Source organism: Vibrio sp. D431a (assembly GCF_030248655.1).
In the GTDB taxonomy this organism is placed as follows: Bacteria; Pseudomonadota; Gammaproteobacteria; order Enterobacterales; family Vibrionaceae; genus Vibrio; species Vibrio alginolyticus.
The window spans coordinates 90808-110318 of the sequence record NZ_JAHGAP010000001.1 but is presented as its reverse complement, the minus strand read 5'-3'; the positions used below and the strand labels follow the sequence as shown (position 1 = coordinate 110318).

Sequence of the window (19511 nt, the reverse complement as noted above, 5' to 3'; positions counted from 1 at the left end):
TAACCGTTGTTGTTGAGTTGTGGTATTACCGCAACACAGACCGCGCATCTGATAAAGCGAATATTAGTGGCATTATTACGGCTAGTCAAACTCTTATTTAGGATTTTAAGACAAAATCTTCGTATTGCTCATAACATAAACAGTCGAGGTGCGTTGTCTCTCCAACTAACTTACATTCACATGCGGAATCAAGGAGTTTGTCAAACAACACATCTTCCATATATGAGCCCACTTCTTTTTTCGACACAGTAACCTGTTTTACCTCACCCGTTTCTGGATGGCAAAATTCAAAAGTTAATTCATTTGCATCATTTGCATCATTTGACACTTTCTATCACCAAATTATTGTCGTAGGCAAAGTCAATGAAACCACCGAGGAATGACTCTATCTCTGTCTCTCCTCGAATAACCTTTGCGCATAAACGATGATTACCATCATTAACCGCGATGTTGTCATTCTCAAGGAACTCAACATCAATGGCGTCATTCACCCCATGCTTAACGAAATAAGCAATCTTCTTAATGTGATTTCGGCGAGCTTCAGCTGCAATTTCGTCCGACACATACTCCCCAGAGAAGAAAATCTCAGTAAATACCAACTCCTCCTCACCCTTCTTTAAGCATTCAAGAACTTCTTCTTGAGCAATAGCAACGCCTTTCAGCTCAAACCACGCTAAAAAAGGATTCCAATACTTTAAGAGCTCTTTAATAGAGAGAGTCTCTATGCCGTCATCAACTTCATCAATGTCAATTACACCGATACTTTTAGTATTAACCTTCACAAGCCTTATCCCAACCCATTACACGTACAATGTCAGCTCTCGCTGCTGGCATGAATAACAATGGAATTCTAAGCCCTAAAGCTATCTTGAATACAAAAAAAGTTATTCCCATAATGAACTGACTCTCGATATACGATGATGCCATCGAAAACAAAAGCAATAGAAGCAGCATAATAGCAACTGTTAATCGAAGGCTCTGTGCTCCATAAAACCCAAGCACCATAACCCAGTGAAAAGGTCTTGAATTGGCAATACGCTTGTTCATTAAAATTACTCTCAATCGTTCGAAAAATAGGGAGGCATAACCTCCCTATATGGTTAACTTATTGGTCACCAAGGGAAAGTCCGTTCTCGTACCAACGACCTCTGACTACTCGAAAACACTTAGTGCCGTCATAGATATGCTTAAACTCTTCAACGGTATAACACTTGTACTCTTTACCGATATAAACTCGGAAGTGATCAAAACTACGTAGCTTATCGAAAAATTCAGTTTTAGCATCCACAACAAAAGAATTTGGGTAACTGTCCCCTTCTTTATACTCATGAGTGCTGTTTTTATCAGCGTTAATTACTTCGAATAACTCCAAAATGCCGATAAAGGGCTCCTCAGAATGCACAGTCGTACTTTCTAAATCAGCCACAGCATCTTGAACCATGCCAACTGACAGTTTTGTATAGTTCTTGCTGTTACCGTTTAATGACAGGGAAGAATAAACATTATAAATCTGCTGAACATTAAGCGAATTCGTTAAAGAAAAATCACAATGATGCTCTTCAAAAACCTTTTTCGACATTAGCTCAGACATGCTAGTAAAACTAAGTTCTCTAGCAAAAGCATTTTGAGACTTAACTGTCCCATACTTTCCTGAGTTGTTACTAAGTACTGAAACAGCAATTTTCTTGTTAAGAAAACGGATGTCAGATTTAAACTGCTCGATTTGTTGAGATGTAAGACGTGGACGGTATGACATGGACATATTAAATTTCCTTTATAGATCATCGTCAGTATTTAAGCGCCACTCTCCACTGACCATAAAGAAAAGATATATGTACAACAGTGAATCAAATTAAGACCTACGCTATCGCTTTGCCACGTGGCGGGTTATCTGGACTAGGTCATGCCCAACGGAAGCAATAATGCCACAGTTGAGCTCAATGTCAACACCTCAGTACTGGTTATTTATGATTTACCTAACTCCTTAATGAATTCAAGTAAGGCTTCATGTGTAAGCCTAATTGCTTTATTACCGGAGTAGAGGTAAATATTTCTCCAGTGATAAGCAGTGACAAAAAAAGACTTCCCAATAAGAAAACCATCACAAAACCCATTCTTGAACATTTGTATCGATTCATCGTCCTCATTAGTCCACTCCGATTCTGCTTGTTTAACTTTATCCGCAAAACTTTGGAGTTGTTCACTAAGCTTTTTAAGCTTGCTTGGAGATGCATCGAACGACATAGATTCGATTTCACTGAACTCTCCAGCCTCTGGAAAAGATAAAAGCGTCGCTGTGCCGTGAGTTGGTATGTTGGTTTTAAATTCAATTTTCATAAAAATCCTATGATGCTGGTGGGTGTTTTTTAAAACTATTGATTAGGTGTTTTTATTAGTGTAGCCTCATTCTCAAATACACCAAGTTTGGAATCAAAATGTACTGCCCTGAAATTGAAATTACTGATAATCCAGCTGACTTTGTGCCTTCAATGAAAATTGATGATTGGATAAAGAAGATCCTTGAAACAAAACCAGAAGTTATCCGAATAACCACACATTGCCAGTTGATTTCATTGCTAAGACTGCACCGTGGGACAAAAGAAATTAAGTACTCCAAATGTAAGCATCTAGGCAAGTCCGTAGAGGTCTCTCACTGTGGCTTCATCCATCAGGACAAAAGCTATAAGATCGGACATTATTACGAAGAAACCTTAAAAGAAGCACTTTTTCTGGTGCAAAAATCTATGCCAGAAGTAGTAGCACTGATAAATATTGTCATTTCTAATTCAACTGAACACTTTATCAAGGAAAGTGAACTTGCCGATTGGGTTGATGGAATTGTTCGCAATTGTCTTTCTAAAGGCGGTGAGCAAACCATTTACATCACTGAGCCTGAACAATTAGAAATTCTAAGAGCCTTGTACAGACGTAATGGCGTTGCGATTAAGACAATTTCGTTGGGCGACGAAAAATCTGAATTCAAGATTAGTAGTGAGAATTATCAGTACATTGAACACGTCACACCCAACATTTCACTTTTCATGGAACGCCATATGAAGATCCTTCTTGATTGCTAACTATCTGATTTACGGTTTATTCTGGTAGAGAGACATACCAGAATGAACCTTGCCCATGCACCGATGTAAAACTCAAACCTTCTGAAATGGTGACAAAAGTCCTGAAGTCAGCCTCAAGATCTTCATTAGGCTCTAGTCCAGAACATGCAGCCTCGATAAATAGATGGAATTCATCCTCATCACAAAAGCCAGCACTCTCGCAGAAAGAAGAATGTATAGAAACATTCTTTTCGACCGAAAGATACTCTTTGCAATTCCGCGCTAATTCCGCATACCTACTTGTAGTCTTATACTCACGGAGCCTCTTCGTTTCAGTCCTTGCGTCATCAATCAATTGTTCCAGTTCTAACTTGAACTCCGGAGAGCTAAAATATAGATCCATCTTTCTTGCTTCTTCAGTTAGGAAGTCAGAGTTGTCGTAAGAAAGTTTTAAGAGCATCTCTAAGTTATCACTTAATATCAGGCATTTATTCACCATAGCAGAGTATGGACGTACCTTTTCCATACAAAACAGAATTGGTAACTTTACTTGCTCGTTAAAAACCACTACTTGGTCTGATCCAAAGATAAAATTAGGATTGGCTTTCAGTTCGAGTTGAATTTCTTGGTCGGTGACATCTGAAACAAGATAAGCACTGCACCCTGCTCTGAATTCGTTGTAACCACTTTGGTTTGATGGTGGTAGATAATGCTCTTTACTAACATCACAGACGGGAACGCTCATATTTACTTCTGGCATTAACTCATCGCCAAAAGCAAAGAAATCAATGTATTTATAAATGCAATCCAACTCGTTGGTGTCTTTATTAAAACCTTTAATATCAACGGGTTGTCCTTCAAGTGTGTAGATTGACTTTTTAAGCGCATTGTTTGTCAATATATCGATTAGCGTTGTTTCATCAGTCTCAGTAAATGTATTGGGTAATGTGTCAATTAGCACCTCAGACTCCTTTATACTCTCTCGCATGATCCATTAAACCTAAGAGAAGTGCTATTGCTTTAGCATCTTCTTTACCGTTACACCCCATCATTACAACAGGTGATGATGACATATTTGGACAACCAAAAGCCCACTTGCCAATGTGACTTTCACCTAGTGTATTGTCAGCTGAAACATGCTTGCGAGTTAATTTGAAAATCATAATAAAACCACTGTTTATAAAACTTATGTTATTATGCCACAAAAGTGACTTTCATCAAGTATTGGTCTTTGGTGCAGGTTTTGTGTTTTGTGGCACTATTGCCAGTTTCGACATAGGAGATAAAGAATGTCAGCTGAAGGAAAATGGAAACTAGGAAAAATGTTGGCTAAGTTACTTACCAAAGAAAGTAACATGAACAAGAATGATCTGAGGCTTTTCAGTAAAAAGAAGAACAAACAATCAACTTTCATAGCTTGGTTTAATCGAATGGGCTTGATTAAAAGATGGTCATTAATGCACACATTCCAAGAAGAGAACATTAGTGAGCATTCTCATCAGGTGGCTGTTATCTCACACCTTTTGACAACCATTATGAACGTGCGTTATGGCTCTAATTTATGTCCCGACAGAGCTGCGACATTAGCTATCTTTCATGAGGTTGCAGAAACAAAAACGCAAGACATTTCAACCAAGATTAAATACATGTCAAAAGAGTTCTCAGAGGCATTTAAGAAAATTGAGAACGCTGCCGAGATTGAATGTTTTAACTCACTACCTGATGATTTGAGAAAGTCATATGAAGGTTTGATTATTCAAAAGGAAGTTGATGCGGATTATAAAAAAATCGTGAAAGCGGCAGATGTTTTAAGTGCCTACATTAAAACTCTTAATGAACTTCGATTTCACAACTCCGAGTTCACCGACGTAAAGATCAACCTTGAAGATATTCTAGAGCAACAAACGGACGTTCCAGCTGTTCAAGATTTTCTAAACGAATTCTTAGAAAATTGTACCGCCACATTAGACAAGATGTGTGAAAACTACTGAGCATACACTAGGCGAAAGTTACCACATTTTTCATCCCACTAAGTTTAAATCATAGTGGGATTTTTTATACGACGACCAGAAAAATGACCCCAAAATCCGTATTCCACCGAATGTGCATTTATACGGCACTTTACCTTGCGCTTAGTATAACGCTTTCGGTAATGCAGCCAGAACTGACATTGCTTGGTTTGGCATTTAGTTGGCTTCCTGCATTCATTAGCATTAGGCTAGTAATAGCAAGTCAACCTAAAGACACAAAAGATCCATTAACTTGGAAGAAAGTCCTCAAATTGTGGATGCGTCCATCAAAGGTTTTTCAAAATAACATTGTGTCACAATGATAAGTATGTGGTATTATAGCTAAATGCGATGATTCATATTCATTGTATATTCCTGCATCACTTTATAACGAGTAGTGTCGTTCTTGCTGTAAAGTACATTGTTGTGATACCGCTTTCTCAAAACATTATGATGCCAAATAAACGACGGAAGGCACACTCAACTTGGATAAGCTCACGTATGGGTGAGGCATTTTGAGTGTTGGAAGTACAAACTACGTAGTCTTAGGGTCTATGGGCGGTACTTCACCCGAACGTTCCCCCTTCATTTAAAATCACCATATTTCTCTTTACACGCAATCTGTTTTAGTTATAATGCCACAGTCATCAGGTTGTTTAGCCTTGGACGACGTACAAAAACAATCACTTTCGTAAGCAGGTGTCGCTCTTACATTGTGATTACTAACTTTATATTTAGTTAGTTCCGTAATGAAGCGATGAAAGGACGTTGTAGGCTTTGGATAATCTCACAAACGGGTGAGGCAAAATGCAATGGGATGTTCAGACTGCGTACTGAAGATGCGGCATTTGGTGCTAAAGCATTTTCAGTATGGGCGGCTCATCAAACATTTGGGTTGTTACTTTAATGTAGTGATCATCAAAATGCCCCCCCAGAACCATCAGAACGGCATTAATAATAAATCTGTACAAACATACAGTGCTCTAATTTAAGGCTATACTGGGTGGCTTAGAGTTCGAATTACAGCGTTGCGCAATGCCTCTTCCGAGTAGTATCGTTCTTGGCGGCGGGATCTAACCCTTGCGTTACGTAACGAGGCATAAAAACAAACGATGTAAGGCTAACGGGACTTGGATAATCTCACATATGGGTGAGGCAGTTCCCGTTAGAGGTGTCTATACTGCGTAATCATGCTTAGCTCCATAACCCGTTTTACAACGGGGTGCTTGTATGATTATGGGCAATTCGCCCTCCTCTCTTTAATTTTCTCCCATATGCAAGTTCAAATATTAACCACTTAGAAAAAAATTTAAAGCACATGCCAGTGTTTGCTTGTTTGATTTATTCTTCGTGGTACTATTACTCAAGATGTGCTGAGTTGTTTTACTTAGCTATCAGGGAGTGTTCCTTTTTACGATATTTTTGAGAATACACCCTATTCAATCGAGTAGTGCCATTCTTGATGTTTTGCGCGGCAGTTACAGTCCTCGCAACACTAAACAAATGGCAAAAGGCTTAAATGAACGTTGTCACAATCTTGCTACTATAGTGCTGTTCATTTACAGATCTTGCAAACTGCGTAGCTATACAGTCAATGCTATGGGCGGCAAGCTCTCCCTTCATTAAGCTCTATTGAAGAGCTATCTCTTTTCAATCTGAATGCTACATAATTTAAGGTTTAGCTTTAATAAATCAGTATTATGTCAATTGAGCATTAAATAAAAACCAAATTAAATTTGTTTCATTTAACTTTTCTAGTTTTTGAATGATTAAGACTTTTTACAAACAAAACACCGTTCGATTAACATGGATTTTTAAAGATTCTTAACTGGAGTGATGAATAAAAAGCTCTCAATTTTAAAGTCTTACAAATTCTGTATGGGGCATTATTACTATTACTTTAGCTAACCCTACATTAAGTTTGCGTCGCAGATCACTAAAATTTGGTTATAATACCACCAAAATGCCAAAAAAATAGGGTCCTTTTTGCTCTTAATGTGTTTACTATAAAACTGATTGTGGTACTATAGTTAACAAGTTGCACAGGGATAGTGTTTTATGAAGTGCAACATTTTGGAATAAATGAGAATGATATATTTAATCACTATATGCATATAGCATACTAATCAATCAATAAAAAAATAATCAAAATAAAAACAAATAGTGAGATTTATCTTCATTAGTCAATAGGCGAGAAAATCTCAGTAATAGTAAGGAACTATTATTATGACGAATAAAACGACAATCACCAGTGTTCGCAATAAATCTATCCCTTACCGTGATGGTGACTTTACTTCAAAATTAACGTTGCACCCTGAACTATACAAAGCCTATGTATTAAAATGTGGCAGTGAAAAGAAAGCTAAAGAAAAAATTAAAGAACTAGCCATCCTTGCGTGTCGCGGGAACTATAGTCCATCTAGCTATGTTCGTGAACAGATTATCTTTGAGATGCTGCCATCGCATTTACGTCTTGAAGAACTGAAACTTGATTTGGTGGAAATCCCATTCTCGTTTAATAAAGAAAATGAAATCGACTCTGGCAAAAAAGGCAGTCGAGTAACCATTGCTCAAAGTCTAGCAAAGTTATCAAAGTTAATTGACAACGATCTAGAGAAGAACTGGGGTTACCGCCCAAAATTGAGACAGATGCTTAACGAAACTTACACAGAATGTGGTGGTAAAGCAATTTCCTTCCATTTTAAAACAAAATTGATTAAGCAATTTATTTTACCTGAATTAGAAGAGCAAATGTCATTAGCATCATGATGAACCATTGTTCTTAGTCAGTTGATATCAAGCCGCAGAAATGCGGCTGTGTTGTTTGTATACAACTCAATAAGCTCTGCTATTCGTAGGCCATTAACAGCCTGAGTCTTCTTTATCTTAAGTTGTAGTTTTACTGAATTTTCCCACTTTAAATACCATTTACGAAAAATTATAAAGCTCAGGAATGCACTGAGCTTTATTTTTGGTGGTTAAGTTAATTTCGTATTGATTTAGAGCTGTTAATCACTACGAGCTGTGTGATATCAAGCTTGCTTAATGCTACTGATAGTCGAGCGAAATACTCAGAAACGGCTTCCTGCTCTGTAAGCGCCATTAATGAAATCCCGTTTGCCTCATTGTTTTCATACGAGAAGGTGAAGATATCGAGGGATGCTGCATTATGAGCTCTTATTTCAGATAGAGCCCATTCTAAAGCAGTCATTTTTAACATGGCTACCAAAAGTGACTTGGGTAGATCATTTAACCTCACGTACTGCCCGAAACAGAACGAACATATAATTGGATTTTTTTGACCTTCATTTGCCGAAAGCGTCAAAACGTCATAGATTTGCTCTATGGATGAGACTAAGATTTGTGCATTTTCTTTCGAGTTCTCAGCGCCAAGTGTTTCAAGGATACGCTCTGAATTGTCAATAATCTTATTCAGCTCAGCTCGATAAAGCTTGTGCTGTTCGAAAATGATGCTTGATAGAGGGATTTCATTAATAGAAACATAGTCTGTTTCTTTAACTGCCGTTTTGATGTCATCAAAGTTTTCAGCGAAAATCGCTACTGCGGTCAATGGATATAGTTTACTGGCAAGAGACCCTTTCCAAACAGGGGCTTCAAAGTCATTCTCGTTAAGAAAGTCCAAAACATGGAACTCCATGTGCCTTCCGTCTTTCGATGGCATTAGTGCGACGGCTTCACCGTTAACCCCCACTTCAAAAGCCCAACCCTCAAACATCTCAAGGTCTGAATCCCATCCAATAGGACGGAGCATGGAATGGTTAATGGCACTTGGGGTTAACTCGAAATTAGGCTCATAAGGCAGAGATTGAAAATCACTAAACGTGTAGCCTGTTTCTTTTAGTATTATCGCTAGGCTAAAGCCATGAAAAGCATATGGAAGAACTAAGTCATTACCGTAATAAAATGGAGAAGCAGCACGTAGCTTTGGTCTTAACTTGTTAAAAGATTGACCAAATTTTTTCTTCGTTAGGCTATTTAGAGCATTCGAATGGCTTTTGTGCAAGCCATTGCGATACGCAGTTTTAGCTTCATACTTTAAGTTGCTCAATGGCTTGCCGTTTGGCAAATAGCAGAAATCTGACATAAATGACCTCATTAATTGCGCAAGTTTGAAACAGCCCGAGTTCAATATGCGCTAGGCACATTTAAAGTGTTAAATTTAATGAATAATATTGCTCTATCAACGACTTTACCAAATGGGCTTGGAGGCGGGAGCGGCAACCTGACTCAATTATCTCTCAGAGCTCTTGCAGAGTCAAATTGTGTTTTTGAAAACAATTGAGGTTTATTTGTAGACCTACACCAATGTGAAGCTCTAGGGGATTTCCCTTATTTTTGGATATTCATGCAACTGATAACATGAGCAAAATATAATTGAGAGAACCTCCATGAAGAATAACACTTCAGATTCTAAAAATGACGCACTGATTGCCCTCCAGTTTGCTCTCCTTCAAATCCTACTGCTTAAGAATGAAGATTCAAAAAACCGCACTGCCGCTCATTCGAGAGAGTTATTCCAATCAACTCAAGACTCTAAGACACCTGTAGCCATGCTCACAGGTTCTCAAGTAAATATTTTTATGTCCTCTGAAGAGTGGGCAAGAAAAGTGAAATATCATGGTTCTATGGGTCATGGCTTTGCAGCTGAAGATGCCAATCACATGCATGATATATTATCTGGCGAGTCAGCCAAGATCATTGGCGATGACAATGCCAAGTTTGGTGCCGATAGATTGGTCAACAATCAAGAGATACAAACGAAGTATTGGAGTAATGGTTCAAAATGCGTTGCAACTTGCTTCAAGGATGGTCAATTCATTTATTTTGATCGTTTTGGAAATCCAATGCAGATTGAAGTCCCAAGTGATTGTTATGAAGCAGCCTTAAAAGCTATGGAGATCAGGATTCGTAAGGGGCAAGTTGCTGGAATTGATGACATTAACGAAGCTAAAAACATAATTAGGAAAGGTAGTTACACTTACGAACAAGCCAAAAATATCGCTAAAGCTGGTAACTTAGATATCAGTAATATTTGACGCAAAAACCGGAGCAATACACTCGACTACAGCAATGGGGCTGTCGGTTGCAATATCACTCGCTTTATCTGTCTGGGATGGTGATGAGTGGGATGTCGCTCTAAAAACAGCATCTATGACAGGGCTCAAAACCTTTGGTATTTCATTTATATCAAGCGTTGCTACATCTCAACTAAGTCGTACTGGAATTGAGCATGGCTTGAGAAACACTACTGATTGGGTTGTGACGCAATTGGGAAGTGATCTAACTTCAAAAATTGCTAATGCATTCAGAGGAGGTTCTGGTATTTACGGGGCAGCAGCGGCAAACAACGTAAGTAAAATGTTACGTGGGAATATAGTTTCAGGGATTGTAACTACCACTGTCCTATCAAGTGCAGATGCTTATCGATTTTTTAAAAAAGAGGTGTCAGCACGCCAACTCCTGAAAAATATAAGTGTAACTAGCTCAAGTGTTGTTGCTGGTTCATATGGGTTCACGCAAGGTGCAATATGGGGGAATTTCATCCCTTTACCGCCCCCTTTTGGTGCGGCAGTTGGTGGTGTTGCTGGTTCGATTATTTTTGGGACAGTTGGTCAGAAAGTCTCCAAATTTACGCTCGGCAAGTTATTGAAGGAAGATGCTGAAGAGATGTTAGAGATTCTTAACAATGAATACAGCAGGCTATGTAGTGAATTTTTAATCAACAAGTCAGAAGGTAAAGAGATCATCGACTTATTATCCAGTAGTGACCTGACTGTAACATTACGGAAGATGCACGCTGCACCAAACAGGCGTGAATTTGCAAGAGAGCTCCTTATAACGTACGTAAAAAGAGTAATTAGATTTAGGGCGAAGATAATCCAACCAACGGCTCTAGAGCTTATGAACGCGACAAGGTCTAACATCGAAGGTAATGGGTCTTTCTAAGTTTTATGCATTCATATGAAGGAAACCAAGCTTAGATCAACAACTGAGTTTGGTTCTTTTCTGATTTTTTCTCTGTGAATTTATATAATTAGAGAAAAGATGTCTAAAGTTTATTCAGATAGTTACACCTTGCTAGAAGGAGTTTCTTTAATTCAAGATGAGTTGAGATATGACTTTGCTCACATCCCTGCTAACGGTGATCTGCAACATGCAAGAGTTATCGAACCAAGTCGAATCCCAAACTCGCAAGAGCGTTTTAGAAGATTTTGTGAAAAGTCCAAAGCAGAACTGTGTAAAGCAACCTCAAGTCTTTTTATGTCCACTGTAAATCTTGAAAAAGTACATTCCGAAATAGTTACGGGATTCGGAAATGCAGTTGATAAAAATTTCCCTGAAGCGCTAACTTTAAATGAAGCAAAGGAAATTTCTGCGCAATTTGGTTTGATAGAAATATTTTCCAAAATCACAACGGAACCACTCTTGGAAAGAAAGAGTTCAAATAATATCTCATTTAAGATTAAAGCTTAACAAAAGGCTCCGACATGGAGCCTTTTTTTCTGAGTAAAAGATTGGTGTAAACGGTGGCATTCACTCAAACTTTTACTCACACAGAAGCTTATCTTTAACACTATCTTTCAAAGTTAGCCGGAACAAATGCAGCCATTTTTGCTAGCAGTGGGGATAGCATTTCGTGATTACTAACAATGTCACCTTCATTAAGGGTTTCAATTTGTCCCGCATCCGGATCGTTCTTCTTATTGTATTCATTGATTTCCGAACGTAGAAACTCAAGCTCATCTTCATTAAAAAGTCCTGACGGGATTGTGAAATCGTCACAACCACCACATGCATAGTTTTCGCGAAGCTCTCCAAGTAGCAAAAAGAGCACTTTTGCTTGTGAGGGGGTTAGATTTAAAATCATGGTTTTCTCCTATCTTAATGTTGCTATAATGCCACAAGTTGTTTTGGTGTTAAATGTTGAAATATACATTTAGTATAAAATTCGTTCAAATCTATTGCTATTAAGTTTATTTGAGACTCTTTCTCATGTTATCAAAACAACTATTATGTACAGTTAAGGTGAAAAAGGTGAAAAAACTTATCTTAACCTCTTGATAAGCCCCTCCTTTCTTTGGGATTTTAGATTAAAAAATAAGAACAACGAGGTGTCTATGTTTGATGCTAATGCTGCGGCAAGAAAGATTGGTGTACCATACTTTGCACAAGCTTTAATAGTAAACCAAGAAATGAAAGAATTCGGGATTTCATCTGGTGATGTTGTCCTTTGTGAAAACATGATTAGATCTGATTGCGATCGCCGTATTGTGACTGAAGCTAGAGTTTGGACAAAGTTTGACGGAAAGCGCTTAGAGATGCCTCATGATAAATCGTGCTGGTTAGTCTTTTGCGGATTTCCTGATGGAACAGAGTTTTTCAACCCAGACACTGAATTGCAAGCGCTTAGTGTAATGGGAGGAAAGTGGATTGAAATGCCAGACGATTTGAAGCGTGGTGACTATGCTGAATAATAAACTTAATCATCGTTTTCTGTCAGATGAAATGGCACTCTTATCTAAAAGCATCTCGAAGAGTGCATTTAAAAAGAACCATGGTCTATGCAACGTGCCCCTCGACGGACTCCTATCTTCGTACTTGCATAAAGTTGATAAACCAAAACAAAAGGAGCTCGATGACTTTTCAGCAGTCTCTGGTGTGAGCTGCATTAAAAAAGCTAGCGAGATCATACTTAACGCCATACCTGCATTTCAGAGAGAGAATGATAAGTGGTCAATCAAAAAACAGCAGATGTTCATTCTAAACGTACTCTTAGGCTACAAGCCCGAAATAACCTTTTTCAGAGTTGGTGAACTTGGCTCTTACAAGATCTTAGACGGACTACAGAGAACGACTGCTCTACTTAAACTTTTTTCAGATGCAGATTTTCTAATTCCAATTGACCACGATTTATCTAGCTTTGTTTCGTTAAAGGAAGTGGTCGCTGATTTGCCCTTAATGAGGACTTCAGGAATCTTATTTAAAACTTACACCTTTCAAACTGAACTCGAAGCTGTGGACTTTTACCTTTCAATCAATCGCGACTTTTCGCACTCAGAGGCTGATATTGCTCGCGCTATTGACTATAAAAGAAAGCTCCTTTCCTAAATATGTGAATTTGCATCCGATTGTAGTATTATCACAACTTAAACGTCTTTTGGAGTTAGGTATGTTGGAATCCATTAAGGTTAACGAGGTTCACCTCACCATTTCACAGATCTATGAATTTTATAAAGAAGGTCACTTCATTCTGCACGGCAAGGATGATGAGGTGAGTGACATGACTTTCGCTTTCGATCACTCGATTTGTGGAATAACTCTTCCCAATTTTCATGCTATTACAAGCGTCGGAGAAGATGGTAAGTATAAATACGACGTATTCAAAGGCGCTTCTTATCTTTCTTCAATGTTCGAATTTATGGACAACAAGTCAAAAACTTCGAGTGTGTTTTTGCCCGATGCGTCTGAGATGACATACCAACAGTTACCATCGGTTATATCTAAACGATTCAGCAACGGAGGCGTACGGATTTGTGCATATGACAAATACAACTGTGAGAAAGATGCCTTGCTTAAAGTCATCGCCATGCTTAGCCCCAATTGCTTAGAATCTTTGTCTGTAAATCTCTAGCATTAACAAACCAACGTGCTAACTTCTCTTGATTAATAAAGACCTCAACTCTAAAAAGTTATAATTAGAACGAGGTCTTTTTTTTGATTACAAATTCACGCCTTGTAAGCCATCTACATGGGTTATTTTGCTGAACGGTTCTGATGGAAAACTTGGAACCTCAAGGTCTCTCATAAACTTCTCAATTACGAAGTATGGGATAGCTTTACCTTGTTGAGCTCTTCTTTCATTAAGAACCTTGATCTTCTCTCTGTTTTGCTCAAAATCAAACACCACTGCATTGAACTCAACTGATGAGTCCAATTCTTGGAAAGTCTGAATAAACACCTTACGCTCGGCCAATGTATGATTGAGTAAGTCTATGACAATTTCATAGCCAAACTTGGCTAATTCTTTCGCTAGCTCAATTTGGTCTTGGAAGCGGATTTTCAGACGCTTGTTCATTTCTGCCACAAGACTCCATTCGCCGTTGACGACTTCGTAAAGTCTTGATGAAAACTCTTCACCTTCCTCTGGTTTGGCAAAAAAATCTTCATAAGAAACATCAAACTCGGCTTGACGCATTTCAGAAACAATTTTGTCCCTAAGATCATCACGAGAGATGATGAATGTCTTCTTTCCAAACATCTGGTTTCTATACGTTGACTTTCCAGAGCATGGAACACCTATCAAAAAAGTGACTAGCACATCATTCTCCTGTTACTACAATAAATTTCACACAGAGTGATGATTTTTAGTTTTTACCGATACGAATAAATAAGCAGTCGGAATGCTTGCATTCAAAGTAATTTATCAGGATATGGTAGGTGTTGATTACTGTCTTTTTTATATTTTAATATCGTATGAAATTTTGTCATTTAAAGAGCACGAGTTAGACACGCGCTCCTTCAAAACATAATGCTGGGTTAATATCTTAAGATTGGTGTAGTGCTCTTAAAGCTGCGCCGAGCTTGTCTTCTGCGCTCATTGAAGGAGATTCTTTCTCTATTGCTTCCACTCGTTTGCTCTGAACGTTCATAGAATCACCACCAATCCCATCGAAATCTTCTTGGCGCTTCCCGTATGCAATATAGATATCATTTGAGACTCGATTCTTTGTCGACTCATCCCAGTCTGTTGCGGCGAGTTGTTTATTTAAACCCTCGTACATTATATCTAAGGTGTCGTCATCTTTTGCTTTCTTAAAATGGTTGTAATAGTCCTTTAAACCAGTATCAAGCGATATTTTAAATTTCGCTCGGGATGAGTTGGTCTTTAATGTCATTTCTTCGCCTATTGAGTTTTTCTTCCGTAATACTACCACAATCCATGCAGTATTGAATCTCAACAATACTCTCACACACACAAAAGTAGTGCCGCGACCGAGTTAACCTTTACAGGCTTATGTATTTTAAGAAAAAACAATAAGACAAAAAAAAGGCACCATGATGGTGCCCATTGTTTCCAGACCTTTGGAAACTATTTTCCTTGCCACTAGTCCAACAAATCTTGCAAAGTTAGTCTGGTGAAAGAGCTTTCTTTGTTGTTGTGTTCGAACACAAACGCACGACAGTTTTTTAGTGCTGAGTCATTGTCTGACATTGCTATTGTCGCTGGTGTTGAACCCAGTCCATCAAAACCAGACCCAACAACCTCAAAGAGATCAGAGAGAGTCGGCTTTGTGCGAATGTATTCAAGGGTCGGCTCTAGCAACTTCTCTAATGCTGGTATCGCATTTAAAACGCCACTTACAGGTAGGCGGTAGTTCGCATCAAAATAAATAACCTCCCTTTTCTTTATGTCAACAACGCAAGGAATGTTCGACAATGAGCTCGACTTCATATCGAACATGAATTTACAACGGGAAGGTTCTAATATTGAACCTTCTTCGTGTTCATCAAGGAGCTGCATTGCAGCATAAACGCGCTTTGCGTCTTTAAATGGGATGTGCGAGTAACATAGTACAGACCAAGCAGCGTACCTAACACCATTGGACTCTAACTTCTTCAAATCTAAATCTATTACCTGACTTCCAGATTCAGAAAGGGAGACATCTCCAGAGAACAACCCACCTACTTCACGTGATGGTTTAAGGTATTTATCCCCTGCGTGAAGGCTCTGAGACTGAAATGAGTCCCAATCTACTGCGGAGACGGCATTAAAATTATCATCAAAGAACGCCCAACCGTTATCGAACCAACCTCTCCCAGAATCTAACTCCCAAAATGTACTTGTACGGATAAAGTTAGTGTTTTCCTCAAGCTGAAAGACCGTCCCCCTACCGTAAGGCGCTAAATCAAGGTCATTTGTTGGCAAATACAGTCTTTCGAGACCCTCTTGAACAGAAACTCCTTCAGGAAACTTAGCCTTTAACCTAGACAATAACACTTTATCTATCTCTGTCACTAGATAAGCAATATGCACCCGATTGAATTCAGGGCGACCTCCACTCAGTTCATTTACTTGAGGTGTAGCCCAAGAAGCTCGCGGGAATGCTAGAGTTTTGAGCCTTTCGTTATGGGTCTTAATGTATGCCTTTATCTCCAACAAGTGCATAGTTTTCAGCTCGTTTAAAACTACCGCAAATCTCTCAAATGCAAGTAACCCGAACTGTCCGTACAAAGAGGTAAGTTTTCGCATGAAGTCTACTGGTGACTTTTGCAGATCATCAAGCATTCCAATGTCTTTATTTTTTAAAGAACTGTGAAAGATTGCATGTTTACTTTTAAGACCAATTCCCGAGTAAAGCTTATTGTGTACATCAACTACATTCGGACAGGTAACTTTCCCTTCATGTGGGTGAAGTTTGGAGATAAAGCGCTTAAATAACGCTTGATTATTTGCCGCTGCGAGATGAAGGTCTCCGCAACCATCTAGTTGCGTAAGAAACATTCGTCGTTCTTTTCTAGAAAAACTAGGAAAACGGGTGCTAGCAGACACGCGAATACTAAGATCAGATAAACTTGCAGCAAAACGGATAACATCCAAAGCATTCTTGAATTGCGGTATTCCACCAGCCTTGTGAGATATCATTGCTAAGCTCATGGCATTCTCTCTAAAACTAACACTTGAGAGATCTACCTCTACAGGCAAACTTTTATAAAAGAATTCAGCCTCAGCTTTTTGTGCCAGATTCCATTTAGATGTTTGAGCTAGTAACTTCTTTAAGAGATTTAACGGTTCATCCTGTGTTGCTGGTTGCAAGACGATAAATTTCTCGCCCTTAAGTAATGGAGCTCTAGACTCTTCTTCTTCACGAAGATCCTCAACTGCCACACCTAGGTAAATTAGCGTCTGCCTTAACCAGTAATCAGCTTCATCCATGGCAAGAACCTCTTTAGGGAAGTTCTTATACACGATTAGATCGCTTGCAGTAGCAAAGCTACCTTTAAGTTCATCCAATACAGGCTCTATATCTGACCACCATGCAACGAGCTCATCCAGACTTAGAGATGACAAAGCCTTTTGTGACTCAATCGATGGCATAAAACCGAAGTACATGAAGTTTTGGATAACTGTCATTAGCTCATTCGAAAACTCAATGCCTTCAACACAGTCATGGGTATTTGGTATTTTCAAGTATCCATTTGAGGCAAGAATCTTGTTTAGAATTCTAGACTCAAGTTCGTTATGCCTTGTTTCGCAAATTGTCTCTGTCATTTCTAGTTTCCTACTTGATTTCGTCGTTAAAGACATTTCTTAGCTGTTATTGATTAGAATCTCACAAGACACTGATGACGTAGCCTTAAAGCTCGTAGGTGTCTTGTTCAGCTTTTTACTTCGCCAAAGCTCTTGCTCACCTTTATGTTGAGAGTTCTTTAGTGCTTTTTTCAGTAAAGAAATAACTAGTGAACCTAACTCTGTCAGCTGTATCTCGTTGCCGTTTTTTTTTACGAGCATCAAAAGTGCGACTCCACATCTTTCGTTGAACTCTTCTGTGAAGTTTGTACAAAAAAAGCCGCATTAAGCGGCTTTTGATAAATTTGAGTGAAGGATAGCGAGATAGTGTTGGAAAGTTGGCTTTGAACGAGCCAACTAAATAATATTTCAGCGCCGAAGCGCTCATCAGGAGTAACTAACTCTTGCCTTCACGTTTGAAACTATATTTGAAATCCCAATGTGGCACAATGGCTAAGTGTGGATTTTTTCAATTTTCTTCAAATTAAGTTGGTAAAGGTTGTTTAAATCCAACCTACCACATTCTGATTTTACAGTTTTCTTGATAACCCAGCCATTCAGCACAAGTTCATTCATATTCCTGATGACAGTTGAACGTTTTAGTCCTGTTAGCGTCGCTACGTGCCTATATGAAGGAAATGAGAATCCATCTGAATCACTCAGTTTGATAAGTGTTGACATGATTTCGAGCTTAATCTCACCTAACCCTAAATCGTTGGAACTTAACTTTTTAATATACTTTTCTGACTCTAAACCTACACGTATTTGTGATGGCTTTGATTGTTGGGTGTTGAGCATAAAATATTAGCAATTAATTGTTTGTATGTGGCATTATGGCTATATGTGAACACCCTGTCAAAGTAACAAACTTACGGCAACTAATACTGGAGCTCATCATGAAGTGCACTCCCCTTTTTAACCAACGTGTTTCAGACAATTTCTTACTAAACCTTTTTCCTGAACACATATCAGCAGGACTGCCGAAATCATTAAATCTATTAAGAGAATTACCATTACATAAGAGTCATTTGTCATGTAGAGACAACGAAGTATCAATAAAATACCACGGCTCAAATAAGCACGGTAAAGGAATGTTCCTTCTAGTTGGTTCTAATGTCGACGTCGATATAGACAAACTAGCCTCTGTTTTAAACTTCTTTTTTGGTGTTAGATGGCAGAGTGCGATTGATGAAAGCAAATACTCTCCTTGCTTTGTGGAGGAGTTGTTCGAGCGGGGATATGATCTCAGAAGCCTCTCATTTACTTTAAAAACCAGTAGTAAACCTTTAAGAAAGTTTGGTTCACCTCGCTGGAAACCGAACAATGTTAAATTCCAATATGGAGTTTTAAAGGACTCTGCCGCTGATTATGTAGTTCTAAGAGGAGGCGGCATTCATACTGGGGATGGTCTATTAGTTCTTGATAATTTTTGTCGTGGTCGGTTAGTACTTCACCCTTTCACTCAGTTGCCTTCATTTCTTGATATGATTGCGGAGCTCGGATTCGAGCCGAAAGAGACTAAGTTTTCAATTTCAAAATACTCAAAATAAGAAGGTAACATGCTGAGAAGCAACTAAATATTGCTATTGCTAAAGATCTCATCCGAATAATCCAATCGGCTGAACCTGAAAAAATGAACCAGTTAATAGGGGCGGTGGTGGATGAGATTGCTGTTATAACAGTGGTCTTTGGCTGAAATTTATTTAAAAACTAACATTGGAAAAATCATGAATAAGACAACTCATTTGTTAATCACCATTGCTGTCACGTTTCTACTTGGGTGCTCTGAGGCGAATTTAGATGCCAATTCAGAAGCAAGTTCAGCTGTGAGCGACCAAAAACTAGTCCTACCTTTGAACACAATAAAAATGCAAACAATCGGTATTGGTAGATTTGGTGAAGTAAAATGCGCAAAAGAGGACGACATTGGCACAGTGTTACTGAACGACAATGGATACCCATCTTTATGTGTTCGTCATAATGGAAAAGTGCTTTGGATGACCCCTATTATGAAAGAACTAACAGTGAATGATGAGAGCAATGACCCAGCAAGTTTTACCCCCTAACGTTGAACTAACATTAGCTCTGGTGCTTTAGCTTGCTTTGGTTGATTCGAGAAGAGCCAATTTTTTCAGC

Annotated in this window: 24 protein-coding genes; 11 read left to right on the top strand and 13 right to left on the bottom strand. The window is 38.6% G+C overall.

Going from position 1 to position 19511, the window contains the following annotated elements:
* Positions 1-97: 97 nt before the first annotated feature.
* From KJB35_RS00680 to KJB35_RS00660, 5 genes are all read right to left on the bottom strand, one after another.
* Entirely contained in the window at positions 98-328 is a 231-nt protein-coding gene (locus KJB35_RS00680) for a hypothetical protein (RefSeq protein ID WP_285468930.1), read from the bottom strand.
* On the bottom strand, positions 318-782 hold the full coding sequence (locus KJB35_RS00675; RefSeq protein WP_285468929.1) for a hypothetical protein: 465 nt from the start codon (positions 780-782) through the stop codon (positions 318-320). The genes KJB35_RS00680 and KJB35_RS00675 overlap by 11 nt, the downstream gene beginning before the upstream one ends.
* On the bottom strand, positions 772-1047 hold the full coding sequence (locus KJB35_RS00670) for a hypothetical protein (RefSeq protein WP_285468928.1): 276 nt from the start codon (positions 1045-1047) through the stop codon (positions 772-774). Before KJB35_RS00670 ends, KJB35_RS00675 begins: the two co-directional genes overlap by 11 nt.
* A gap of 58 nt (positions 1048-1105) precedes the next feature.
* Positions 1106-1762 (bottom strand): hypothetical protein, encoded by a 657-nt coding sequence (locus KJB35_RS00665; protein WP_285468927.1) that lies wholly within the window; start codon positions 1760-1762, stop codon positions 1106-1108.
* A 203-nt stretch (positions 1763-1965) separates the two neighbouring features.
* Positions 1966-2337, bottom strand: coding sequence for a hypothetical protein (locus tag KJB35_RS00660; RefSeq protein WP_285468926.1), 372 nt, complete (start codon positions 2335-2337; stop codon positions 1966-1968).
* A 98-nt stretch (positions 2338-2435) separates the two neighbouring features.
* Between KJB35_RS00660 and KJB35_RS00655 the strand changes: the two genes are divergently transcribed.
* A complete protein-coding gene (locus KJB35_RS00655) occupies positions 2436-3077 on the top strand; it encodes a hypothetical protein (RefSeq protein ID WP_285468925.1) in 642 nt (213 codons plus the stop codon).
* 16 nt (positions 3078-3093) lie between these two features.
* Here the strand turns inward: KJB35_RS00655 and KJB35_RS00650 are convergent, their stop codons facing one another.
* The gene (locus tag KJB35_RS00650; protein WP_285468924.1) at positions 3094-4017 is read right to left on the bottom strand and encodes a hypothetical protein; all 924 of its coding nucleotides are present in this window, start codon (positions 4015-4017) and stop codon (positions 3094-3096) included.
* 1 nt (position 4018) lies between these two features.
* Positions 4019-4219, bottom strand: a complete 201-nt coding sequence (locus KJB35_RS00645; RefSeq protein WP_285468923.1) for a hypothetical protein — start codon at positions 4217-4219, stop codon at positions 4019-4021.
* Between the two features lie 126 nt (positions 4220-4345).
* Between KJB35_RS00645 and yfbR the strand changes: the two genes are divergently transcribed.
* Both yfbR and KJB35_RS00635 read left to right on the top strand, forming a co-directional pair.
* Positions 4346-5047, top strand: coding sequence for a 5'-deoxynucleotidase (gene yfbR, locus KJB35_RS00640; protein WP_285468922.1), 702 nt, complete (start codon positions 4346-4348; stop codon positions 5045-5047).
* A gap of 2244 nt (positions 5048-7291) precedes the next feature.
* On the top strand, positions 7292-7834 hold the full coding sequence (locus tag KJB35_RS00635) for a hypothetical protein (protein ID WP_285468921.1): 543 nt from the start codon (positions 7292-7294) through the stop codon (positions 7832-7834).
* A gap of 214 nt (positions 7835-8048) precedes the next feature.
* On the opposite strand, the gene KJB35_RS00630 is transcribed toward KJB35_RS00635, so the two are convergent.
* Positions 8049-9170, bottom strand: coding sequence for a hypothetical protein (locus tag KJB35_RS00630; protein WP_285468920.1), 1122 nt, complete (start codon positions 9168-9170; stop codon positions 8049-8051).
* 304 nt (positions 9171-9474) lie between these two features.
* On the opposite strand from KJB35_RS00630, the gene KJB35_RS00625 reads away from it, so the two are divergent.
* The 3 genes from KJB35_RS00625 to KJB35_RS00615 all read left to right on the top strand — a co-directional run bounded on the left by KJB35_RS00625 (position 9475) and on the right by KJB35_RS00615 (position 11560).
* Positions 9475-10122 carry a hypothetical protein gene (locus KJB35_RS00625; RefSeq protein WP_285468919.1) on the top strand — a complete coding sequence of 216 codons (648 nt, stop codon included), beginning with the start codon at positions 9475-9477 and terminating at the stop codon, positions 10120-10122.
* Between the two features lie 34 nt (positions 10123-10156).
* On the top strand, positions 10157-11032 hold the full coding sequence (locus tag KJB35_RS00620; protein WP_285468918.1) for a hypothetical protein: 876 nt from the start codon (positions 10157-10159) through the stop codon (positions 11030-11032).
* Between the two features lie 99 nt (positions 11033-11131).
* Positions 11132-11560, top strand: coding sequence for a hypothetical protein (locus tag KJB35_RS00615; RefSeq protein ID WP_285468917.1), 429 nt, complete (start codon positions 11132-11134; stop codon positions 11558-11560).
* 100 nt (positions 11561-11660) lie between these two features.
* Here KJB35_RS00615 and KJB35_RS00610 read toward each other — a convergent pair whose 3' ends face one another.
* On the bottom strand, positions 11661-11954 hold the full coding sequence (locus KJB35_RS00610; RefSeq protein ID WP_285468916.1) for a hypothetical protein: 294 nt from the start codon (positions 11952-11954) through the stop codon (positions 11661-11663).
* Between the two features lie 250 nt (positions 11955-12204).
* Between KJB35_RS00610 and KJB35_RS00605 the strand changes: the two genes are divergently transcribed.
* The 3 genes from KJB35_RS00605 (at position 12205) to KJB35_RS00595 (ending at position 13718) form a co-directional block, all read left to right on the top strand.
* The gene (locus KJB35_RS00605) at positions 12205-12561 is read left to right on the top strand and encodes a hypothetical protein (RefSeq protein WP_285468915.1); all 357 of its coding nucleotides are present in this window, start codon (positions 12205-12207) and stop codon (positions 12559-12561) included.
* The gene (locus KJB35_RS00600; RefSeq protein WP_285468914.1) at positions 12551-13195 is read left to right on the top strand and encodes a DUF262 domain-containing protein; all 645 of its coding nucleotides are present in this window, start codon (positions 12551-12553) and stop codon (positions 13193-13195) included. The genes KJB35_RS00605 and KJB35_RS00600 overlap by 11 nt, the downstream gene beginning before the upstream one ends.
* Positions 13196-13256: 61 nt before the next feature.
* On the top strand, positions 13257-13718 hold the full coding sequence (locus tag KJB35_RS00595) for a hypothetical protein (protein ID WP_285468913.1): 462 nt from the start codon (positions 13257-13259) through the stop codon (positions 13716-13718).
* Between the two features lie 87 nt (positions 13719-13805).
* Here the strand turns inward: KJB35_RS00595 and KJB35_RS00590 are convergent, their stop codons facing one another.
* From KJB35_RS00590 to KJB35_RS28410, 4 genes are all read right to left on the bottom strand, one after another.
* Positions 13806-14405 carry an AAA family ATPase gene (locus KJB35_RS00590; RefSeq protein ID WP_285468912.1) on the bottom strand — a complete coding sequence of 200 codons (600 nt, stop codon included), beginning with the start codon at positions 14403-14405 and terminating at the stop codon, positions 13806-13808.
* A 226-nt stretch (positions 14406-14631) separates the two neighbouring features.
* Positions 14632-14982 (bottom strand): hypothetical protein, encoded by a 351-nt coding sequence (locus tag KJB35_RS00585; protein ID WP_285468911.1) that lies wholly within the window; start codon positions 14980-14982, stop codon positions 14632-14634.
* Positions 14983-15191: 209 nt separating this feature from the next.
* On the bottom strand, positions 15192-17357 hold the full coding sequence (locus KJB35_RS00580) for a hypothetical protein (protein WP_285468910.1): 2166 nt from the start codon (positions 17355-17357) through the stop codon (positions 15192-15194).
* Between the two features lie 471 nt (positions 17358-17828).
* Positions 17829-18056, bottom strand: a complete 228-nt coding sequence (locus KJB35_RS28410) for a helix-turn-helix domain-containing protein (protein WP_373417386.1) — start codon at positions 18054-18056, stop codon at positions 17829-17831.
* A 215-nt stretch (positions 18057-18271) separates the two neighbouring features.
* Here KJB35_RS28410 and KJB35_RS00575 point away from each other — a divergent pair, with 215 nt between their 5' ends.
* Both KJB35_RS00575 and KJB35_RS00570 read left to right on the top strand, forming a co-directional pair.
* Entirely contained in the window at positions 18272-18925 is a 654-nt protein-coding gene (locus tag KJB35_RS00575; protein WP_285468909.1) for a hypothetical protein, read from the top strand.
* A 177-nt stretch (positions 18926-19102) separates the two neighbouring features.
* Positions 19103-19441 (top strand): hypothetical protein, encoded by a 339-nt coding sequence (locus KJB35_RS00570; protein ID WP_285468908.1) that lies wholly within the window; start codon positions 19103-19105, stop codon positions 19439-19441.
* The last annotated feature ends 70 nt before the right edge of the window (positions 19442-19511 follow it).